General features: G+C 60.1%; 20 protein-coding genes. 17 read left to right on the top strand and 3 right to left on the bottom strand.

What is annotated here, in order from left to right; genetic code table 11:
* Positions 1–67: 67 nt before the first annotated feature.
* Positions 68–319 (bottom strand): hypothetical protein, encoded by a 252-nt coding sequence (locus AC1DXO_RS04730; RefSeq protein WP_476976943.1) that lies wholly within the window; start codon positions 317–319, stop codon positions 68–70.
* Here AC1DXO_RS04730 and AC1DXO_RS04725 point away from each other — a divergent pair.
* From AC1DXO_RS04725 to dnaQ, 4 genes are all read left to right on the top strand, one after another.
* Positions 318–911 (top strand): Maf family protein, encoded by a 594-nt coding sequence (locus AC1DXO_RS04725; RefSeq protein ID WP_476976942.1) that lies wholly within the window; start codon positions 318–320, stop codon positions 909–911. The two genes, AC1DXO_RS04730 and AC1DXO_RS04725, sit on opposite strands and share 2 nt — an antisense overlap.
* Positions 908–1,756 (top strand): shikimate dehydrogenase family protein, encoded by an 849-nt coding sequence (locus AC1DXO_RS04720; protein ID WP_476976941.1) that lies wholly within the window; start codon positions 908–910, stop codon positions 1,754–1,756. Before AC1DXO_RS04725 ends, AC1DXO_RS04720 begins: the two co-directional genes overlap by 4 nt.
* Positions 1,753–2,325 (top strand): dephospho-CoA kinase, encoded by a 573-nt coding sequence (gene coaE / locus AC1DXO_RS04715; protein ID WP_476976940.1) that lies wholly within the window; start codon positions 1,753–1,755, stop codon positions 2,323–2,325. The genes AC1DXO_RS04720 and coaE overlap by 4 nt, the downstream gene beginning before the upstream one ends.
* 338 nt (positions 2,326–2,663) lie before the next feature.
* Positions 2,664–3,353, top strand: coding sequence for a DNA polymerase III subunit epsilon (gene dnaQ, locus AC1DXO_RS04710; protein WP_476976939.1), 690 nt, complete (start codon positions 2,664–2,666; stop codon positions 3,351–3,353).
* 150 nt (positions 3,354–3,503) lie between these two features.
* Here the strand turns inward: dnaQ and secB are convergent, their stop codons facing one another.
* Positions 3,504–3,989 carry a protein-export chaperone SecB gene (secB, locus tag AC1DXO_RS04705; RefSeq protein ID WP_476976938.1) on the bottom strand — a complete coding sequence of 162 codons (486 nt, stop codon included), beginning with the start codon at positions 3,987–3,989 and terminating at the stop codon, positions 3,504–3,506.
* Positions 3,990–4,177: 188 nt separating this feature from the next.
* On the opposite strand from secB, the gene AC1DXO_RS04700 reads away from it, so the two are divergent.
* Both AC1DXO_RS04700 and AC1DXO_RS04695 read left to right on the top strand, forming a co-directional pair.
* A complete protein-coding gene (locus tag AC1DXO_RS04700; protein ID WP_476977224.1) occupies positions 4,178–4,891 on the top strand; it encodes a Tim44/TimA family putative adaptor protein in 714 nt (237 codons plus the stop codon).
* Between the two features lie 62 nt (positions 4,892–4,953).
* The gene (locus AC1DXO_RS04695) at positions 4,954–6,141 is read left to right on the top strand and encodes an MltA domain-containing protein (RefSeq protein ID WP_476976937.1); all 1,188 of its coding nucleotides are present in this window, start codon (positions 4,954–4,956) and stop codon (positions 6,139–6,141) included.
* 323 nt (positions 6,142–6,464) lie between these two features.
* Here AC1DXO_RS04695 and AC1DXO_RS04690 read toward each other — a convergent pair whose 3' ends face one another.
* Entirely contained in the window at positions 6,465–6,875 is a 411-nt protein-coding gene (locus tag AC1DXO_RS04690; RefSeq protein ID WP_476976936.1) for an MAPEG family protein, read from the bottom strand.
* 505 nt (positions 6,876–7,380) lie between these two features.
* Between AC1DXO_RS04690 and AC1DXO_RS04685 the strand changes: the two genes are divergently transcribed.
* The 11 genes from AC1DXO_RS04685 (at position 7,381) to AC1DXO_RS04635 (ending at position 21,237) form a co-directional block, all read left to right on the top strand.
* Positions 7,381–12,303 (top strand): NAD-glutamate dehydrogenase, encoded by a 4,923-nt coding sequence (locus tag AC1DXO_RS04685; RefSeq protein ID WP_476976935.1) that lies wholly within the window; start codon positions 7,381–7,383, stop codon positions 12,301–12,303.
* Positions 12,304–12,677: 374 nt separating this feature from the next.
* Positions 12,678–13,244: a NifU family protein gene (locus AC1DXO_RS04680; protein WP_476976934.1), complete on the top strand. Its 567-nt coding sequence runs from the start codon at positions 12,678–12,680 to the stop codon at positions 13,242–13,244.
* A gap of 47 nt (positions 13,245–13,291) precedes the next feature.
* Positions 13,292–13,888, top strand: a complete 597-nt coding sequence (tsaB, locus tag AC1DXO_RS04675) for a tRNA (adenosine(37)-N6)-threonylcarbamoyltransferase complex dimerization subunit type 1 TsaB (RefSeq protein WP_476976933.1) — start codon at positions 13,292–13,294, stop codon at positions 13,886–13,888.
* The gene (rimI, locus tag AC1DXO_RS04670) at positions 13,885–14,331 is read left to right on the top strand and encodes a ribosomal protein S18-alanine N-acetyltransferase (RefSeq protein WP_476976932.1); all 447 of its coding nucleotides are present in this window, start codon (positions 13,885–13,887) and stop codon (positions 14,329–14,331) included. The genes tsaB and rimI overlap by 4 nt, the downstream gene beginning before the upstream one ends.
* A 67-nt stretch (positions 14,332–14,398) precedes the next feature.
* On the top strand, positions 14,399–14,812 hold the full coding sequence (locus tag AC1DXO_RS04665; RefSeq protein WP_476976931.1) for a Fur family transcriptional regulator: 414 nt from the start codon (positions 14,399–14,401) through the stop codon (positions 14,810–14,812).
* A 364-nt stretch (positions 14,813–15,176) separates the two neighbouring features.
* Complete coding sequence (gene miaB / locus AC1DXO_RS04660; protein ID WP_476976930.1) at positions 15,177–16,550, top strand: tRNA (N6-isopentenyl adenosine(37)-C2)-methylthiotransferase MiaB; 1,374 nt, start codon at positions 15,177–15,179, stop codon at positions 16,548–16,550.
* Positions 16,547–17,524, top strand: coding sequence for a PhoH family protein (locus tag AC1DXO_RS04655; RefSeq protein ID WP_476976929.1), 978 nt, complete (start codon positions 16,547–16,549; stop codon positions 17,522–17,524). The genes miaB and AC1DXO_RS04655 overlap by 4 nt, the downstream gene beginning before the upstream one ends.
* Positions 17,525–17,675: 151 nt before the next feature.
* Positions 17,676–18,173 (top strand): rRNA maturation RNase YbeY, encoded by a 498-nt coding sequence (gene ybeY, locus AC1DXO_RS04650; RefSeq protein WP_476976928.1) that lies wholly within the window; start codon positions 17,676–17,678, stop codon positions 18,171–18,173.
* Between the two features lie 8 nt (positions 18,174–18,181).
* Entirely contained in the window at positions 18,182–19,054 is an 873-nt protein-coding gene (locus AC1DXO_RS04645; RefSeq protein ID WP_476976927.1) for a hemolysin family protein, read from the top strand.
* Complete coding sequence (lnt, locus tag AC1DXO_RS04640) at positions 19,047–20,687, top strand: apolipoprotein N-acyltransferase (RefSeq protein WP_476976926.1); 1,641 nt, start codon at positions 19,047–19,049, stop codon at positions 20,685–20,687. The genes AC1DXO_RS04645 and lnt overlap by 8 nt, the downstream gene beginning before the upstream one ends.
* A 199-nt stretch (positions 20,688–20,886) precedes the next feature.
* Entirely contained in the window at positions 20,887–21,237 is a 351-nt protein-coding gene (locus tag AC1DXO_RS04635) for a helix-turn-helix domain-containing protein (RefSeq protein WP_476977223.1), read from the top strand.
* The last annotated feature ends 36 nt before the right edge of the window (positions 21,238–21,273 follow it).

Below are 21,273 nucleotides of genomic sequence, written 5' to 3'. Positions count from 1 at the left end.
TGACTCCAAAAAAGAGAAGGTTTAACCACGGATGACACGGATCGCCGCTACGCGCCGACACGGATATTCAAGCAAAGTCGGAAGCAGACTGCGTTTCGAAACAGATAAGACTTTTTACCGCAAAAAGCGCCAAAAGCGCGAAAAAGGTTTCAAGGAAATCTTGTGCATAGAGCTTTCCAACCACGTAAGGAGCTGGCCAAATTGTTGCCCTTCGGGCCCAAATATTTCCTCCCTGTTTCGCGTTTTTGGCGCTTTTCGCGGCAAAATTCTTCCTGAAACTCTGGACAAAGTCCATGAAACCGCCAAGAAGGCTGGCCATGACCAAGCTTATTCTCGCCTCCGGTTCCGCCTCCCGCGCCGCCCTGCTCACCGGCGCAGGTATCGCGTTCGACAAGATCCCTGCCGACCTCGATGAAGATGCCATCAAGGACGATTGCCTGGCACGCGGCATGAGCCCCAAGGCTGTGGCGTTGAAACTGGCCGAGGCCAAGGCTGCCCATGTCGCGGCAAGCCATTCCGGCCTGGTACTGGGCGGCGACCAGGTCCTGCAACTCGACAAGGATCTGATCAGCAAGTCGAATAACCTGGCCGAGGCCCGCGACCTGTTGCGCCGGATGAGCGGCAAGACCCACTACCTGCACGGTGGTCTCGCTCTGGCGGAAAACGGTCATATCATTTGGTCGCATGTCGAAACCGCCGAAATGCATGCCCGAAAACTCAGTGACGCCTGGATCGACGACTATCTCGCACGAAACGGTGACAAGATCCTGAGCAGTGTCGGCTGTTATCAGCTCGAAGGCGAAGGCGTTCATCTCTTTGAAGCCATTCGGGGGGATTATTTCACCGTTCTGGGCCTGTCGCTCTTCCAGCTCCTCGCCCAGCTGCGCCAGATGAGGTTTATCCCGTCATGATCGACACACTTCCCACCGGCGCCGCCATGCTTGCCGCCGTCGTCGGCCAGCCGGTGCACCATTCGCTCAGTCCCTTCCTGCACAATGCCTGGTTGCGCGACCTGAAGCTGAACGGTATCTATGCCGCCTTCGGGCCCAAGGACGAACACGGCTTTGACCGTCTCGTCCTGTCGTGCCGATCCAATGGCATCAAGGGCCTCAATGTCACCGCACCCTTCAAGGCCCAGGCCCTCGCCCTGGCCGACACCGTCTCCGACACTGCGCAGCGCGCCGGCTCGGCCAATCTCCTGACTTTCGACGACGAAGGCTATGTCCACGCGGACTCAACCGATGGCCATGGCCTGATCCGTGCCTTCGAACTGCAGGCGCCCAACTGCGACTTGACGGCTGGCCCGGTCGCCATCATGGGCGCCGGCGGTGCGGCCCGTGCGGTGGTGGCTGCCCTGCTCGACAAGGGCTGTCCGGAGGTGCGCGTCATCAACCGCACCCTGGCCCGCGCCGAAGAGCTGGTCTTCGCCTTCAAGACCGGCGTTACCGCCTTCGACATGACCCAGGTCGAGCGGGCCTTTACCGGGTCTGTCGCCATTATCAACGCTGCCTCCGGTGGCCCGCATCCGCTGTTTGAGACCCTGGATGCTTCGGCTGCCGTCATGGACATGACCTACCGGCCGCTGAAAACCGCCTGGCTTATGGCGGCCGAAGCGCGCGGCCTGAGCATTGTCGACGGATTGGGCATGCTGATCGAACAGGCGCGGCCATCTTTTGTCGCCTTCTACGGGGCCGAACCGTGGCCCGGCTTCGATATCCGCGCCCTGGCCCTGCAGTTTTTAGGCGAGGCGGCGTGATTACGCTGGGCCTCACCGGTTCGATCGGCATGGGCAAATCGACCATAGCCGCCATGTTTGCCGATGAAGGCGTGCCGGTGTGGGATGCCGATGAGGCGGTTCATCGCCTCTATGCCCAATCCGGGTCGCTTAAAACCCAGTTGAGCGAAGCTTTTGGTGACGTCATCACCGATGGCGTGGTCGACCGCGTCAAGCTTCTGGCTGCGGCGAAGGGGAAGTTCGATACGCTGAATGCCCTGGTCCATCCGGCGACCGTCGATGACCGCAATGCGTTTTTGGCAGCCCATCCCGACGCGCCCCTGGTCGTTGCCGATATTCCCTTGCTGTATGAGACTGGCGCGGATCTGACGCTGGACCGGGTTCTGGTCGTCAGCTGTCCGGCGGATATCCAAAAGCAAAGGGTCATGGCGCGTCCGGGCATGACCGAGGAAAAATTCGCTGCCATCCTGTCGCGCCAAATGCCGGACCAGGATAAACGCTTGCGCGCCGATTTCGTGATCGACACATCTCAAAGCCTGGACGCCTGCCGGGCGCGAGTCCGCGATATTATCCAGCAACTGGGTGAGTAAGCCTATCAGCGCAACGTAGTGACCGCACGTCCCCGGCTGTGGAATCTTGGATCACGAAAAGCACTAAAAGCAGAAAAGCACGAAGGAAGCGCGCTGAATTTTCCTCGCCCGAAGGGCAATCAATCATGATGCGGCATACCCGAATTAAGGCGCTGCGCGCGATTTTCAATGCGGTCCACCATTCGTGCTTTTCTGCTTTTAGTGCTTTTCGTGATCCAAAATTCCACTATCGAAGACGCTCATACACCGCGTTGCGCGAACCTGCTTCTCGCTCCGGTTAACAGATTATTCTCAGAGCGACTCTTGATCTCCGGTCCGGATCAACCGAATATTAGCCCATGGCTACCGAAATCGTACTCGACACCGAAACCACCGGCATTGACCACAAAAAGGGTCATCGCCTGATCGAAGTCGGCTGTATCGAAATCGAGGATCTGCTGCCGACCGGCCGCACCTTCCACCACTATATCGATCCGGAACGCGAGATCGAGCCCGATGCCATTCGCGTCCACGGCATCACCAACGAAAAGGTGCGCGGCAAGCCGAAGTTTGCCCATATCTGCGAAGAGATGATGGAGTTTATCGGCGATCGCAAGATTATCGCCCATAACGCCGCCTTCGACCGCGGCTTCATCAATATGGAGCTGGAAAAGCAGAATCGCCCCACCCCGCCGGTCGACCAGTGGATCGATACGCTGGAAATCGCCCGCCTGAAATTCCCGGGCATGGCCAATTCGCTCGACGCCCTGTGCCGGCGGTTCAACGTCTCCCTGGCTGAACGTGACCTGCACGGCGCGCTGATCGACGCCCGTCTGTTGGCCTCAGTCTATCTCGAATTGCTGGGTGGCAAGGAACGCGGCCTCGATCTCGAAATGGCCTCGGCGCGTATCGAAGCCGTCCAGGTCGCCAATCCGATCAGCTACGGCGCCCGCCCTCGCCCGCTGGCCTCGCGCATTTCACCCGCCGAAGCCGCCGCCCACGAAGCCTTTGTCGCCAAATACCTGAAAGACAAGAGTTTGTGGAAGTAGCGGAAGGGATAAGCAGCTACAGCCCAGCCAAGGGCTGGGTTCACTAAAAAGCAAAATCCAGGCGTCGGGCCGCCCCGCGCCTGGATTTTTCAATGTTGGCCCACGAAAAAGTACATTGAGGCGAAGCCGAAGGACTTTTTCGTGAAATCGTCAGGCTTGGCCGGCGACCTGCGCATTGATGTTCGCCTTTTGCTGCAGATACAGCGTGCCGAAATCGATCGGCTCCAGGAAGAACGGCGGCACGAAACCACCATCCGACGATACATCGGCGATGATACGGCGGGCGAACGGGAACAGATAGCGCGGGCATTCGATCAGCAGGGTCGGCTCGACCATGTTTTCGGGGATATTGCCCAGTTGGAACAGGCCGCCATAGACCAGCTCGATGGCGAACATCGGGCCTTCCGGCGTCGCCGCCTTGACCGTCAGCTTCAGGTCGACCTCGAACAGACCGTCCGTGCGGCCCTTGGCGCTCATTTCGACGCCCAGATCGACTTCAGGACGCGAATCCGTCCGCAGGCTGTTCGGTGCGCGCGGATTCTCGAACGAGAAATCGCGGATAAATTGCGCCAGAACCTGCATGTTCGGCATGGCGGGGGCATCAGACGGTGCGGTCGTCGCGGGGGTATCGGTCATCTAACTCAAGGCTCCGGTGGGGTTGCGGCCCGCCCTCCACAGGTGGCGCCGCGCGTGTGGACACGCTGCTAACAGATAAGAAAATTTTAAGCAATCAAACGAAGAGTTCCCATCGGCCAAACTTATCCTATATAGAAGGGATCAATGGGCTTATCCTGTCGGTAGAAAGAAGAGATCCTGTCGTGAATATGGTTGCCCTTGTCATTTTTGCCATCGTCGCTGTCGTTATCCTGTTCCAGCTCTATAACGTGCTGGGCCGTAAGGTTGGCTTTCGCGCCGAAGACAAGCCCGTAACCGCCAAGGGTGAGGAATTCGATCTGATGAGCAAGGGTGACAAGCCGCTCGAATCGTCGCGCATGCCGAACCTCGATATGCTCAAGACGCGCGACGCCAATTTCAACGAACTGAATTTCCTCGAAAAGGCCCGCGAAACCTACGAACAAATTGTCGTCGCCTTCCACAAGGGCGAAATTGACACCGTCAAGGACAAGCTGTCTGAAACCGTCTATGGCAGTTTCGCCAAGGCCATTGCTGCCCGCCCCGTGCCCAACGATCATTTAAGCTTCGTCGACACGCCCAAGGCCGACATCGACGTCATCGACTTCAAGGACGATGTCGCCCAGATCCGCGTACGTTTCCTGTCGGAACTGGCCTATGAAGCCCCGCCGGTCGAAGCGCCCCTCGTTGAGGCCGAAACCGCTGTAGAGCCGACCCCAGAATCGCCTGTTGTATCGCCAGTCGAATCCGCCGTCCCGGTCACAAAAACCGAAACGACCAAAAAAGACGCCCATAAGCCCGTCAAGACCTTCAAGCGCACCGCCGAATTCTGGACCTTCCAGAAAGGCCTGCGCCTGCCCAACAGCCCGTGGCTGCTCAGCAAGGTCGAAGCGGCAAAAGCCTGACCCGGCGCACTTGACCCAAATCGCCTGACAGACCAAAGTGCCGCTTCACGTGTGGAGGTGGCATGTTCGGTATCCTGTTCAAACGCGGCCGCTGGGCCGCCGGTCTTGCCCTGGCCCTGCTCGTCACAGCCTGCGCCGAAACGCCGTCGACACCGCCGGTGGTCACGCCACCGACCACCCCGACCACGCCACCGGTGACGCCCCCCGTCACCCAACCGCCCGTACCGACCGTGAATCCGGTCCCGGTCGAAAAGCGCCTGTCCACCCTGCCCGGCTGGGAAGACACCGACGCCTTCATCGCGCTCGAGGCCCTGCGCGCGACCTGCACCTATAAAAAAGGCCGGCAATACGCCGCCATCTGCGCCACCCTGGCGACCCAGGAATTCGACTCCCCGGACCAGATCAAGGATTTCCTCAATCGCAACCTGCAGGTCGTGCCGCTCGATGGCCAGGGAACCCTGACCGGCTATTACGTACCCGACTATGCCGCCAACTACGTCCAGACCGACGAATTTTCGCAGCCCGTACGCCCCAAGCCCGCCGACCTGGTGATCATTCCCGGCGCCCAACTGACCCCCGCCTCCGCTGCCGCCAAGATCGCTGCGCGCAAGGTCGGTGACAAATACGTTCCTTACTATGTCCGCGCCGATATCGAAATGATGCCGGTCATGACGGGCTACTACATGCGGCCGGAAGACTATTTTTATATGCAGCTTCAGGGCTCGGGCTTTCTTGACATGCCCGATGGCCGTCGCGTCTACGCCGCCTACGCCGCCGATAACGGCCAGCCCTTCGTCGGTATCGCCAAGGTCATGGTCCAGCGCGGCTACCTGGCCAGCAACGAAACCTCGGGCGACAATATCCATCAGTGGCTGGCCGATCACCGCGGTCCCGAGGCCACCGACGTGATGAACGCCAATCCGCGCTACGCCTTCTTCGCCATCCAGCCCGACCAAATAGAGCCCAACGGCGCCGCCGGCCTGCCCCTGCCTCCGGGTTCGGCCATTGCCGTCGACCCGTCCCTGCACGATCTCGGTGACCTGTTCTGGATCGACGCCAAGGCCGGCACCCTGAACGGCGCCTTCCCGGAATATCACAGGCTGGTCTCGGCGCTGGATACCGGTGGCGCGATCAAAGGCAATATCCGTGCGGATCTCTATGTCGGTCACGGCGCCAAGGCCGGCACCGAAGCTGGCCGCATCAAGCACGTCCTGCACATGTGGCAGATCGTGCCGTATGTGGCGCAATAGATCGCAAGCCGTTTATGGGCGGCTTTGGCTGCGGCGTAATATTCTGTAATTACAGCAATTTTCAACGCGGAAAGCGCAGAAAAGTCGGACAAGGCGTGGAAATTGGAGCCGCAGATAGGCCTGTGCCCGAAGGGCTTTCATTCCGAGATGTCGGCAACCCGAACGGCATAAGGCGCTACGCGCAGTAGAAGCAATACTCGAAGTTTGGCCGCCCGGAACTTCGTTTCCGCGTCTTGTCCGACTTTTCTGCGCTTTCCGCGTTGAAAAATACTGTAAATTCAAAATGTTTTCGAAAGATATAGCCGAGAGCGATAGAAAACCGCTCAAATACCAAAGCCAAGGCGCACGGCCAGGACACACAACAGGCCCAGCACGCCGGAACCGGCGACGAACAGGCAGAAGCGCACCACCGTCTCGTTCCACGTTGCCTGGACTAGCGAATGGATGACCCGCAGGGCAAAATAGAGCCAGGCCAGATATTCCATATCCGGGCTCGACAAGCCGCTGAGATAGATGCCCAGGCACAGGGCGTAGAACAGTGTCGGTTGTTCCAGAAGATTATTGTAATTGTCCGCCGGCCATTGCGCCCGGGCCGGCAGGTGACGCACGGCCTCGCGCGACCGCGGATTCGCTTCGGTCGTAGCATAGCGCCAGAGGGCGGGCAGCCGCCGGACATAGAGCCAGACGAGCATGACCATCGACCAGGCGATAAGGGCGAGAACAGGCTGTATCATGATGATCATGCTAAACAGAAATGGTGAATATAGCGTTGCTCAAGCCACTGAAAATAATGAATTTTTCATCAACAAAAGCTTTATCAAGCCTTAACCGGCGTCACATAACTGTGATATGCGAGCCTATGGTTATGACACCGCGAAAGTGGTAAAAATCCATGTGTTGGGACGTGCCTCTCTCACGGACCAAAATGACAACCCGAACCGGCCGTGCCGGTTCCGCCGGCGGGTTTATCCCCTTGGACCTGGCTGGTGTTGCCATCGCCGCGGCCGGTTTTTTCCCCATGAAGACCGGTCATGGCCCATAAGGCCGCCAATCCTGCAACGGGTTGGCGGCCTTTTATGTGCCAGTCTTTCAAGTATCAGTGGAAACTACCTCGTGACTTGCCCGGGTGCTTTTGTTAAACAATTTCCGCCACAATAATGCCCGGACGAAAGCGCACAGACGGCGGATACGCCGCGCCGGAAAATGCCCCGGGCTCGAAGAAGGTTGGAAGACAGTTTCATGGACGACATCACCCTCAGCGGCGCCTCCGGCGACGCCCTCCATGCCCTTAAGGATGCGCTCACCAAGGCTTTTGTCGCCACGATCGGCGCCCGGGATTTTCTACGCCTTGCCGATGCTGAAAAGGTCTTCCTGACCCAGATTCTCGAAGACTTCGACGCCGACGAACTGCCCGATCTCGACACGGCCGGCCTCAATCGCGTCATCGCCGAGTTCTGGGCCTATGGAACGCGCCGTAACCACGGCACCGAGACTTTGCGCCGCATCCTGCCGGTCACGACGGCGGCGGGAGAGCCGACACCCTACGACGTCATCGAGATCGTGCAGAGCGACTCGCCCTTTATCGTCGAAACCGTCATGGGCGAGCTGATCGACCAGGGTATTTCGGTCCGCTCCATGTTCCACCCGGTGGTCACCGTCACGCGCGACGATAATGGTGAGCGCGCCGCAACGGGCGCCAGCCACAAAGAATCGATGATGCTGATCTTCGTCGAGCGCCAGAATACCGACCGGCGCAAAACGATCCTGACCGGCATCGATGAGAGCCTGCACGACCTGAAACTGGCCGTCCGCGACTTTCCGCGCATGCAGAAGCTGCTGGCCCAGGAGATCGAGGCGCTGGAAGCCCTGCGCGATAACAAGGCGATCAAGATCGACGATGCCATCCTGGCAGAGAATCTCGCCTTCCTGCACTGGATCGATGAGAACCACTTCGTCTTCCTGGGCGCGCGCGGCTACACCTATCCCCGCAATGCCGAGGGCGGCTACGCCTCCGAACAGCCGATGAACCAGCTTCAGGAAGGCTTCGGCGTCCTGCGCGACGCCCAGCGCCAGGTCCTGCGCCGCAGTTCCGAGCCGGCCGTGCTTAGCGAACAGATTCTGCACCAGCTCGAAAACTCCGAACCGGTCACGGTCGCCAAGGCCAATATCAAGTCGCGCGTCCACCGCCGCATCTATATGGACTATATCGGCATCAAGCGTTACGGCGCCGATGGCCAGCCGTCGGGCGAGGTCCGTTTCGTCGGCCTGTTCACCTCTGAGGCTTATGACCGCCCGGCCTTCGAAGTACCCCTGGTTCGCAAGAAGGCCGAGCACGTCCTGCACGAGGCCAGCGCCATGGGTCTCAGCGGCGGCTATAACGAAAAGCGCCTGAAGAATATCGTCGAGACCTATCCCCGCGACGAACTGTTCCAGATGAGCGAAGCCGACCTGCTGCGCATCGCCCGCGGCATCCTGCACCTGTCCGACCGGCCGAGGGTCAAGCTGTTTACCCGCGCCGATTCGTTCGACCGTTTCATTTCGGTCATGCTGTACATCCCGCGCGAGATCTATCAGTCGCAGATGCAGAAACAGGCCGGTGAAATACTGGCCAACGCCTATCTCGGCCGGGTTTCGGCGTCCTATCCCTATATCAACGACTCGATGCTGTCGTGCATCCACTACATTATCGGCGTCACGCCCGGCGACCATTTCGAGCCCAATATTGCCGATCTTGAAGCCGATATCGAAAACATCACCCGGTCATGGCCGCAAAAGCTCGAAGCCCTGGTCCATGATACTGACTTTACCGATAACCTCGCCCTGCCGCACGACGACATCGACTGGGTCGTCTGGTCGCGCGCCTTTCCGGCCGGCTATCAGGACCGGTTCGAAACGCGCGAGGCGGTGGTCGACATCACCTACCTGGCAGGCCTGACACCGCAGTCCCCGGTCAATCTGCGCGCCTATCAGCGCCTCGAAGACCTGGATTCGATCTTCTGCTTCAAGCTCTATACCCGCGCGGATCGGGCGATTCCGCTGTCCGATATCCTGCCCGTCCTTGACCAAATGGGTCTGAAGACCCTTGAAGAATATGGCTTTAACGTCAAGTCGTGGGATCTCGGCTGTTTCTGGGTTCACGAATTCATCCTGCAACTGCCGCCGCAGAACCTCAATGACCGCGCCCGCAGCGACTTCGCCGACTTCGCCCACGAATTCCAGCAAACTATCCTGGCCCTGTGGTATCGCCAGACCGAAAGCGACGGCTTCAATGCCCTGACCCTGACCGGTCAGTCGTGGCGCGAGGTCGCCCTTCTGCGCGCCATGTGCCGTTATCGCGTCCAGTCGGGCCTCGACCCCAGCCCGGACGTCCAACAGGCGGCCCTGCGCGAAAACCCCGAGGTCGCTGAAGCCCTGCTGCACCTGTTCAATCTGAAATTCTCGCCGGACCTCAAGGATATCGCCCAGCGCGAGCCCCTGGTCGCCGAGGCAAAAACCCAGATCGAGGCCCTGCTACAAAAGGTCGCCAGCCTCGATCACGACCGCGTCCTGCGCCGGCTGTACCTGTTGGTCGGCGCCATGCGCCGCACCAACTATTTCCAGACTGCGCCGGACGGCCAGCCCAAGGCCTATATCTCGTTCAAGATCGCCAGCCGTGAACTGGCCGACCTGCCCGAACCCAAACCCTATCGTGAAATCTTCATCTGGGCGCCGCACGTCGAAGGCGTTCATCTGCGCTTCGGACCTGTGGCCCGTGGCGGTCTGCGCTGGTCCGACCGCAAGGACGATTTCCGCACCGAGGTCCTGGGCCTGGTCAAGGCGCAGCAAGTCAAGAATGCCGTCATCGTGCCCGTCGGCTCCAAGGGTGGTTTCTATCCCAAGATGCTGCCGCGCGCCGGTTCACCTAGCGCCACGCCCGACGCCATCAAGGCCGAGGCGGTCCGCGCCTACAAGACCTTCCTCAGCGGCCTGCTCGATCTGACCGACAATATCGACGCCAAGGGCCATATCGTGCCGCCGCCCCAGGTCGTGCGCTGGGATGACCCGGATCCGTATCTGGTCGTCGCCGCCGACAAGGGCACCGCCACCTTCTCCGACATCGCCAACAGTGTCTCGGCCGACTACGGCTTCTGGCTGGGTGACGCCTTCGCCTCGGGCGGCAGCGTCGGTTACGACCACAAGGCCATGGGCATTACGGCGCGTGGCGCCTGGGAAGCCGTCAAGCGCCATTTCCGCGAGATCGGCAAGGATATCCAGTCCGAACCCTTCACGGTTGCCGGCGTCGGCGACATGTCGGGCGACGTCTTCGGCAATGGCATGTTGCTATCCCACAAGATCAAGCTGGTGGCGGCCTTTGACCACCGCGACATCTTCCTGGATCCGAATCCGGACATGGAAGCCTCGTTTGCCGAGCGCGAGCGCATTTTCGCCCTGCCGCGGTCGTCGTGGCAGGACTATGACAAGGCGCTGATTTCGAAGGGCGGCGGCGTCTTTTCGCGCGGCCAGAAATCGATCCCGCTGACGCCGGAAATCAAGGCCCTGCTGGACCTCGACGCCGATGCGGTTACGCCGTTCGAATTGATGAACGCCATCCTCAAGGCGCGCGTCGAACTGCTCTATTTCGGTGGTATCGGCACCTATATCAAGTCGCCGGCCCAGGCTCATGTCGATGTCAGCGACAAGGCCAATGACGCCATCCGTATCGACGGCAACGAGGTTCGCGCCCAGGTGATCGGCGAGGGCGCCAATCTGGGCCTGACTCAGGCCGGCCGCATCGCTTGCGCCGAAGCCGGCGTCCGGCTGAACACCGACGCCATCGACAATTCCGCCGGCGTCGACTGCTCCGACCACGAGGTCAATATCAAGATTCTGCTGGGCCAACTGACCGCCACCGGCCGGATGACGATCGCAGCGCGCGACAAGCTGCTGGCGTCGATGACCGACGAGGTGGCGCAGCACGTCCTGAAGCACAATTACGACCAGACCCTGGCCCTGACCCTGCAGGAAGCGACCGCGGCTGACGACAACGCCGCCATGCAGGGCTTTATGTCGGCCCTGGAAAAGCGCGGCCGGCTGGACCGCAAGGTCGAGGGCCTGCCGTCCAATACAGCGCTTGAAGGCCGACGGGCACAGGGCAGGGGTCTGACCCGGCCGGAAATCGCCGTCGTCACCGCCTATAGCAAACTGGTCCTGTTCGACGACATCGTGGCGTCGAAGGCGCCGGATGACGCGGCATTCGAACCGACCCTAGTCGACTACTTCCCCGACGCTTTGCACGGCTACAAGGCTGATATCGGCAAGCATCGCCTGCATCGCGAAATCGTCGCCACCGTCCTGTCCAACGACATCGTCAACATGACCGGCCCCAGCTTCGCCACCCGCGTCATGAAGGGCACCAGCGTCGATGCCGAAGGCTTTGTCCTGGCCTTCGCGGCGGCGCGTCAGCTGTTCGGCATCAAGACCTTGTGGGATCAGGTCAGCGCGCTCGACACCAAGATCCCGGCGGCGGCCCAGACGGGCTTGTATCGCGACCTGTCGGCCTTTGTCCGCCACCAGACCTACTGGATCGCCCGGCGCTTTTCCCAAGCGCCGGCGACGCTCGACGCGCGTGTCGCGCCCTATGCGGAGGGTGTTACGACCCTGCTGGGCTTGGGACAAAGTGTGCTGAGCGAACCGGTAAAGGCGAAAATCGCCGCACGCGTCGAAACCCTGGTCGGATTGGGTGCGCCGGAAGCTCTGGCGCGTGCCATTACCGAGCTGTCGGCCTTCCATCATGCCTCGGATATTATCGACCTGGCGGGCGGTCCGAAGAAGCCGCTCGACAAGACGGCCGAGCTGTATTTCCTGACGGGCCATCGTTTTGGCTTCGACGATCTGAACGATGGCGCCGGCAGTCTGGCCAGTGCCGATCCGTGGGATCGTATGGCGACACGGCGTTTGATCGAGGACGTGCTGACAGAGCAAAAGCTGGTGGTCAAGGCGATGATGTCGCGCATGACGGTATCGCAGTCACCGCTGGAGATCATCGAAAGCTGGGCGGCGGACAATACGGCCCTGATCGAGCCCTTGCGTTCGATGATTGTCGACATGACCGGCGGCGGCTGGAGCTTCGCCAAGCTGACCATCGTCAATGCCGTGTTGCGCGAATGGGTGGCGAAACTTTAAGGCTTGTATTTGGCGGGCGGCCACTTTGTGTGAGAATAGTTTGAATTTACAGCAATTTTCAACGCGGAAAGCGCCGAAAAGTCGGAAAGACGCGGCAAAAAGAACGGGCGGACAAGCTTCTGCCCGAAGGGCTGTCATTCCGAGATATTGGCAAGTCACGCTGCAAAAAGGCGCTTCGCGCGGTAGAAGGTAGATCCTGAATATCTGCGTCTTTCCGACTTTTCGGCGCTTTCCGCGTTGAATCATTCCACTGTAGAGGTGGAATTACACACTTGGCACTCGGCCGCCCTGAAAGCGCCCACTAAGCGATTGCTCTTGCCAATGAACCGTTTTGCGCCCATTTAGCGCATAAGGTAATATCCGAGTACGCCGCTATGTTTATCCAGACCGAAGCCACGCCCAACCCCGATATCATCAAGTTCCTGCCCGGCCGGACCGTGCTCGAAACCGGCACCAAACAGTTTGCCTCGGCCGATGAAGCGACAGCGTCGCCTCTGGCGGAAACCCTGTTCAAGATCGATGGCGTCTCGGCCCTGTTCTTCGGCTCCGATTTCCTGACCGTGCGCCGTGATCCGGATGCCTCGCTGATCTGGGCGCAGCTCAAACCGCCCATCCTGGCCGCGATCATGGACTTCTACACCTCCGGCCAGCCGATCCTGCGCGAAACCGAGACCAAGGTCGAAACCGTCTATGAAGGCGAGCTGGGCCAGATCGTTGCCGAAATCAAGGATTTGCTCGACACCCGCGTGCGTCCGGCGGTCGCCCAGGACGGCGGCGATATCGAATTCGACAGCTTCGACATGGAATCCGGCACGCTGTATCTGCATATGCGTGGCGCCTGTGCCGGCTGCCCCTCATCGTCGGCGACGCTGCGTCAGGGAGTCGAATCCCTGATGAAGCATTACGTCCCCGAGGTGCGGCAGATCGAGGCCGTCCTCTGAGTACCGTCCTGGTCATAGACACCGCGCTGAACGCCTGTTCTGCCGGGTTGTTTCAGGATGGCGAGCTGCGGATCGACAAGATCGAGCCGATGCCGCGCGGCCATCAGGAACGTTTGCCGGTCATGATTTCCGAGCTGTTCCGTGAAAGCGGCCTCACGCCCAAAACCCTGACCCATATCGGCGTGACCCTGGGACCTGGTTCCTTTACCGGCCTGCGCGTTGGTTTGTCGTTCGCCAAGGGCCTGGCCGTCGGTCAGGGTGTCGCGCTCAAGGGCATAGGCACGCTGGAAGCGCTGAACCACCATGCCGATTTGACCGGGCGCATGCCGCTGGCCGTTATCAATGGCGGGCGCGGTAATTTTTATGTCCAGCGGGGAAATGATCCGGCCCAGACCCTGACCCTGGCTGAAATCACAGAGTTTGCACGCGACCATCCGTTCGACATCCTGTCCGGGCCGGCGGCGCGTGAAGCCGGCGAGGTCTGTCCCGGTATTGATATCTTTGAGCAGGGCTGGCCGTCGCTCGACGCCCTGGCCGAGCTGACCCTGGCGCCGGGCCATGACGATGTGACGCCGCTCTATATGCGCGGCGCTGATGCGGTGGCGTCGACGCGGGGTATCATAACTCTGGAACTCGCATCATGACGGTCATTCGTCAGCTCAATGCGCCCTGTACCCAGCTCGAGCAGATCCACGCCCGGTGTTTCGACTATGGCTGGAGTTCGGGCGTCTTTGCCGATCTGCTGATCAAGCCTCACCACCGCACCTATGTTTTCGAAGCCGATGGCGATGTGGTCAGTTTTGTGGTCATGGCGGTGGTGGAGGGCGAGGGCGAGATCCTGACCATCGCCACCGATCCGGACTATCAGAAGAAGGGTTTGGCGCGCGCCTTGTTGCGGCAGGTTATCGCGGCCTTGCGCAATGAAGGCGCGGAAAGCTTGTTCCTCGAGGTGGCGACGGATAATGACGCGGCGCTGCGTTTGTACGAGTCCTGCGGCTTCAAACGCGCCGGTCGCCGGCGGGCCTATTACAGCCGCAAGGAATCCCCACCTGTGGATGCGCATATACTAAGGCTTGCGCTCGCTTGAGCAAAACCTTACATTTACTGGTGTTGCACTGCGACTAAGTCGCAAAATCGAAAAGCGGGAGCCCGTCATGGATCGCATTGAACAACAGTGTATCGAAAAGGGCATGCGCATGACAGATCAGCGTCGGGTTGTGGCGCGTGTTTTGTCGGCGGCGGATGATCATCCGGATGTCGAAGAGCTGTATCATCGCGCGGCAGCGGTCGATCCCAACATTTCGCTGGCGACGGTCTATCGTACGGTGCGGCTGTTCGAAGAGGCGGGCGTGGTGGAACGCCATGACTTCGGCGATGGCCGGTCGCGCTATGAGCAGGCCGGCGATGATCACCACGATCACCTGATCAATATCAAGACGGGCCAGGTCGTGGAGTTTTTCGACAAGGAAATTGAGATCATGAAGGAAGCCTTGGCGCAGAAGCTGGGCTACAAGCTGGTCGGCCATAAGCTGGAGCTGTATGGCGTTCCGCTGGACGAAGAGAAGTAGAATTTTGCAGTGTAGATGGCGGTAACGCCATTGTAAAATATTGATTTTACAGCAATTTTCAACGCGGAAAGCGCAGAAAAGTCGGAAAGGCGCCGAAATCTAGGGTCTGACTTCAAATGCGCGAAGCGCCTTCTTTTATGATTTGTCGCCGCATACGCGCTATGAAAGCCCTTCGGGCAAGAGCCTGTCCGTTGCCACCTCTTTTTTCCGCGTCTTTCCGACTTTTCCGCGCTTTCCGCGTTGAAAATAGCTGTAAATACAAATTCTTGTCTCTTACGCGGTAGCCGTCTCCCACTTACCAATCAACACCTCACCTGTTGATAAACTCTTGAAACTTCCCGCCTCAGGCATCATAACGCGCCCCATGAACCAACACGTCACCCCGCCGGCGCCGAAGAAGCTGCATATCAAGACCTATGGCTGTCAGATGAACGTCTATGACAGCGAGCGCATGATCGATATCCTGCGCCCGTTGGGCTATGAGGTTTCCGACCAGGCCGAGGGGGCGGATCTGGTCCTGCTCAACACTTGCCACATCCGCGAAAAGGCCGCCGAAAAGGTCTATTCCGAGATCGGCCGCCTCAAGGAAATGCGCGAGGAAAAGGAAGCGCGCGGTGAAGGCCGCATGACCATCGCCGTCGCCGGCTGCGTCGCCCAGGCCGAGGGCAAGGAAATCATGCACCGTGCTCCCGCGGTCGACCTGGTCGTCGGCCCCCAGGCCTATCACCAGCTACCCGAACTGATCGCCCGCACTCACCGTGCCAAGGGTGAGCGCCTGGCCGCCGATTTTGCGCCAGAAGCTAAATTCGACGCCCTGACCGGCGCCCGCACCGTCTCCGGCCCGACCGCTTTTCTCACCGTCCAGGAAGGCTGCGACAAGTTCTGCACCTTCTGCGTTGTGCCCTATACGCGCGGCGCTGAATGGTCGCGCCCGGTCGCTTCGATCCTCGACGAGGCCCGCGCCATTGCTGCCAAGGGCGTGCGCGAGCTGACGCTGCTCGGCCAAAACGTCAATGCCTATAACGGCCTCGACGACAGCGGCCAGCCCTCGACCCTGGCGAAGCTGATGTACGCCCTAGCCGAGATCCCGGGTCTCGATCGCCTGCGTTACACGACCTCGCATCCCAATGACATGGGCGACGACCTGATCGCCGCCCACCGCGACCTGGCCGCCGTCATGCCGTACCTGCATCTGCCGGTCCAGTCGGGTTCGGACAAGATACTGCGCATCATGAACCGCAAGCACGGACGCCAGGCCTATATCGACCTGATCGCCCGCATCCGGGCCGCGCGGCCCGACCTGGCCCTGTCCGGCGACTTTATCGTCGGCTTTCCGGGCGAGACCGACAAGGATTTCGAGGACACCCTGGCCCTGGTCCGTGAGGTCGGTTACGCCTCGTCCTTCACCTTCAAATATTCGCCGCGTCCCGGCACGCCCGCTGCCGCCATGCCCGGCCAGGTTAGCGACGCCGTGATGGATGAACGCCTGCAGGCGCTGAATGCCCTGATCATCGAACAGCAACAAGCTTTCAAGGCCAGGCTGGTCGGCCAGACCCTGGACATTCTGTTCGACAAGCGTGGTCGTTACGGCAATCAGGCCATCGGCCGCTCGCCCTATCTGCAATCCGTCTGTGTCGAGGACGCCGACCACCTCATCGGCCAGATCGTGCCCGTGCGCATTACCGCCATCGGCAACAATTCCCTGCGGGGCGCGCTGCTGGAAACGGTCGCCGCATGAGCGCCGTAAAAGACGATTTTATCCCCCTGACCGATGCCTGCGTCCTGGCCGTGGCTGGACCCAGCGAGCGTTATCTTGCCATGCTCGAAGGGGCGTTCAAGGTGCTGGTCGAAATGCCGGGCGGTGGCCTGATCATCTCGGGTGATGCACGGGCGCGTCAGAAGGCGAGGGCGGTCATTATCGCCCTGTGCGAGCTGTACGATCGTGGCATCGACATTTCCGAATCCGACGTCCGCCGCATGATCGAACAGCCGGCGCCGTCCTCCGACGCGGCGATTGCGGCGGCACCGATCGACCAGCGCAACACGGTCATCATGGGCCGGCGTGGCGCCATCGCGGCCAAGACCGCCGGTCAGGCCGCCTATATCAAGGAACTGGCCGACAAGGATCTGGTCTTTGCGCTGGGGCCGGCGGGTTCTGGCAAGACCTTTCTGGCCGTGGCCTACGGCGTATCGCTGCTGCTGGCGCGTAAGGTCGACAAGCTTATCATTACACGGCCGGCGGTCGAAGCCGGTGAGCGGCTGGGCTTTTTGCCAGGCGACCTGAACGAGAAGATCGATCCGTATCTGACGCCGATCTGGGGGGCGCTGGACGATATTCTGGGCGCCCAGGTCCTGGCCAAGAAGCGCGAGTCGAAGGAAATCGAAGTCGCACCCCTGGCCTATATGCGCGGTCGCACGCTGAACTACGCCTATGTCATTATCGACGAGGCGCAGAACACGACGCGCATGCAGATGAAGATGTTCCTCACCCGCCTGGGCGAAGGCTCAAGGATGGTGGTGACGGGCGATCCCTCCCAGGTCGACCTGCCGAACAAGTCCGATTCCGGCCTGACCCATGCCGTGGGCCTGTTGGGCACGGTCAAGGGCGTCGGCGTCGCCGAACTGACCGCCGACGACATCGTCCGCCACGAATTGGTGGCGCGGATCGTCCGCGCCTATGACAATGAACACAAGAATTCGTTCGGGGGATAGGTTTTTTGGAACCGCGAATGAACGCGAATGAACGCAAATACTTCATGTCGAACGTGACAGGACCGTCGATGTCCTTTCCGTTGGATTTCACGCGGGCGAAGCCCGCCCAATTCGCGTTCATTCGCGTTCATTCGCGGTTCCAAACCTTACCATGAGCAAATCCTTGGAACCGCTGATAGACGTTGAAATCGAAGAGGACGGCTGGCTCGATGCCTTGCCGGACGCTGTGGCCGTGGTCGAAACCGCCATCACGGCCGCCCTGAAGGCCGCCAATTTCAAGGACCAGGCCGATATCGTCGTGCTGCTGTGCGACGACGCCGAGATGCGCCGGCTCAACGCCGAATACCGCAACAAGGACAAGGCGACCAATGTCCTGAGCTTTCCGGCGCCCAAGTCGATGCGAATCAAGGGCGTGCTCGAACATCTGGGCGACATGGCGCTGGGGCTCGAAACCTGCGTTCGGGAGGCCGGGGAACAGGGCAAGACGGTGAAAAATCACGTCCTCCATCTTTCCGTCCATGGCGCTTTGCATTTATTGGGTTATGATCACATTCACGACGCCGAGGCTCAGACCATGGAAAATCTCGAACGGGATATCCTGAAGTCGCTCGGGGTTGCTGATCCCTATCTTTCAGATGGCCCCCTCTGACCCTGATCATGCCTGACCCTGAACCCCCGCGAAAATCGTTCCTCTCCTTCTTCGGCCTGACGCGGCCCCAGACCCGTGCCGAAGCCGAAATTGCCAGCGGCGAGGACCATATCGCCTCCGAACTGGTCGATCACGCCCGGGCGTTTCAGTCGCTCAGCGTCGCCGACGTCATGACGCCGCGCGTCGATATCGTCGCCATCGAACTGTCCAGCACCCTGGCCGATGTCGTGCGCACCTGTATCGAGAGCGAACATTCGCGCCTGCCCATCTATCGCGACTCGCTCGATGATCCGGTTGGTGTCGTCCACATCAAGGACGTGCTGAAACTGCTCAGCCCCGAAGCGGGACGCAACGGACCCAACTGGGCCGAGCCGGTGCTGCACCGCCTGCGCCGCGAGCTGCTGTATGTGCCATCGTCCATGACCACATCCGAGCTGATGCTGCGTATGCAGGCCCAGCGCATCCACATGGCGCTGGTCATCGACGAATTCGGCGGTACCGACGGCCTGGTGACCCTGGAAGACCTGGTCGAGGCGGTGGTCGGCAATATCGACGACGAATATGACGAAGCCTCGGAAGAGGAGGTTCGTGAACTGCCCAACGGCCAGATCGAGGTCGATGGCCGCGTCGAAGTGACCACCCTGGAAGAAAAACTGGGGGTCAGTCTGTTCCCGGCCGATACCGAGGAAGAAATCGACACGGTTGCCGGGCTGGTTGCGGTTCTGGCCGGCCGGGTGCCCCAGCGCGGTGAGGTTATTCCCTATGCCGCCGCCGGTTTCGATATCGAAGTCCTCGATGCCGATGCCCGTCGTATCAAGCGTTTGCGTCTCCACCGCCGCAGTTTCGAGCCTGCCGCCGACCTGACGCCGGCCGATGACTGAGGCGATGGCCGGACTGCATGCCTGGGTCAAATGGCTTGACCTGCCGGCGCGTCCGCGCTGGCTGTCGCTGCTGGCGGGCATTATGATCGGGCTGGCGCAGCCGCCCTTCGGTTTCCTGCCCGGCCTGTTCGGCTATGCCCTTCTGCTTTGGTTGTTTGAACGCGATCTGGGCACGACGCCTAAGCGCACTCTATTTTTCATGGGCTGGCTGGCTGGCTTCGGCTATTTTTTCGTCAGCTGCTTCTGGGTCGCCGAAGCCTTTCTGGTCGACGCCGACACCTATGGCTGGATGGCCATCCCTGCCGCCACAGCCCTGCCTGCCGGCATTGCCCTGTTCTGGGGCTTATTCGCCGTCCTGTACCGTTGGTTTGCGCCGTCAGGTGTCAAACGCTTCCTCTATTTCGCCGCGCTGTTTTCCGCGTTTGAAATGCTGCGTGGCTGGATCTTTTCGGGCTTTCCGTGGAATCCGGCCGGTGCCACCTGGCTTGCTGGATCCGCCATGTCGCAAATAGCTGCCTATGTCGGTGTTTACGGACTGAGCTTCCTGACGGTTGCCATATTCTGTTCCCTCGGGGTCGTGCGCCGCGGCATGGGCGTCAAGGGCTATGCACCAGTGATCTGGGCGGGCCTTGTCCTTGCCGGCTGTTTCGGAGTGGGTTTGTATCGCCTTGAGACGACGCATGTGACCTTCACAAGCTATACGGTTCGCGTGGTTCAGCCCAATATCGGCCAGCGCGCAAAATGGGACCGCGACGGATTTCGTCCGGTCTTTATGGACTATGTGCGCATGACCCGGGCCGCGCCGGCGCCTGGCAAGCCGTGGCCGGACCTGGTGGTGTGGCCCGAGGGCGCCTTGCCGACCTCGTCGGACGATCTGCTTGCCGACAAGACCTGGACCGCGCCAATCATGGCCAACCTTTTGCGCAAGAACCAGGCGCTGATTTTCGGCGCCTATCGCGCCGATTATGATCGTATGGGTCGGTCGGTCTGGCGAAATTCTATGATCGTCACTGCTGATCACGAAAATGTGTTCACGGTTGAGGGTTTCTACAATAAGTTTAAATTGGTGCCTTTCGGTGAATTTCTCCCGTATGAGGATGTGTTGCAGGCGGTAGGATTCAAGGAGCTCGTCCATATCGGCGACGGCTTTACGCCGGGCGATCGCACCGCGCCGGTAGCATTTGGCAGCATTCCACGTTTTCTGCCGTTGATCTGCTATGAAGGCATATTCCCCTCTTTGGATATGACGGATTACAGCGGTAAGCACGCCCGGTTGCGCCCCAAATGGATACTGAACATCAGCAATGACGCATGGTTTGGCCCGACAACCGGTCCACGCCAACATTTGAACCAGGCCAGCTATCGCGCTATCGAAGAGGGCCTGCCTCTGGTCAGGTCGACACCCACCGGTATTTCCGTACTGGTCGATCCTCTGGGCCGAATCGTCCCTGGCACGAAAATCGACACCTCGGTCAGGGCCTTCCGGGACATGCCGATTCCGGCTGCTTTGTCCGTTACCCCCTACGGCCGGACGAAAAATCTCCTTCAGGTGGTGATCGCTTGTCTGTGTCTATTTTTTGTGACAATTGAGACTTGTGTGAGGGTGATCAAAAGAAACCTTGCGCTTCGCTGACGTCGTGGGGGTGTCGGTGGTGAGACAACAGATCGCCCTGGTCAGGAACAGTCCGGATAGTCAGCCGGATTGTCTTCACACGCACGTGTAACCCTCAGCGACAGCTGATTTTTAGTAAGAGGCAAAGTTGGACGACATTTCCGTAAAGACAGACCGCAGCCCCAATCCGGTCGATTTACACGTAGGCGCACGTGTCAGAATGCGCCGCAAGTTTCTCGGTATGAGCCAGGAAGGGCTCGCGGAAACGATTGATCTGACCTTCCAGCAGGTACAAAAGTACGAGCGTGGCTCCAATCGCATCAGCGCCTCCAAGCTGTTCGAAATCGGCCGAGCCCTGAAGACCCCCGTCGCCTACTTCTTTGAAGGCTACGGCGCGAGTGAACCCGTCGAGGGTTTTTCTGAGTCCGAATCCGAACAGTTCGTTCATGGTTTTCTGATGACGACAGAGGGTATCGAACTGGCTGAAGCCTTCCCGCGCATCAAGAACGCCAAGCATCGCCGCCGCATTCTCGAACTGGTGCGTGCCCTGGCCGAAGGCGAGGACGCCTAAGGCTTCCCGACTTCGTTTTCTCAGGCCGTGCAATCG

Source organism: Asticcacaulis sp. P2_C5 (assembly GCF_056404555.1).
Note: the sequence above shows the minus strand (reverse complement) of the source record. Positions and strands in the feature narration are given on the sequence as shown.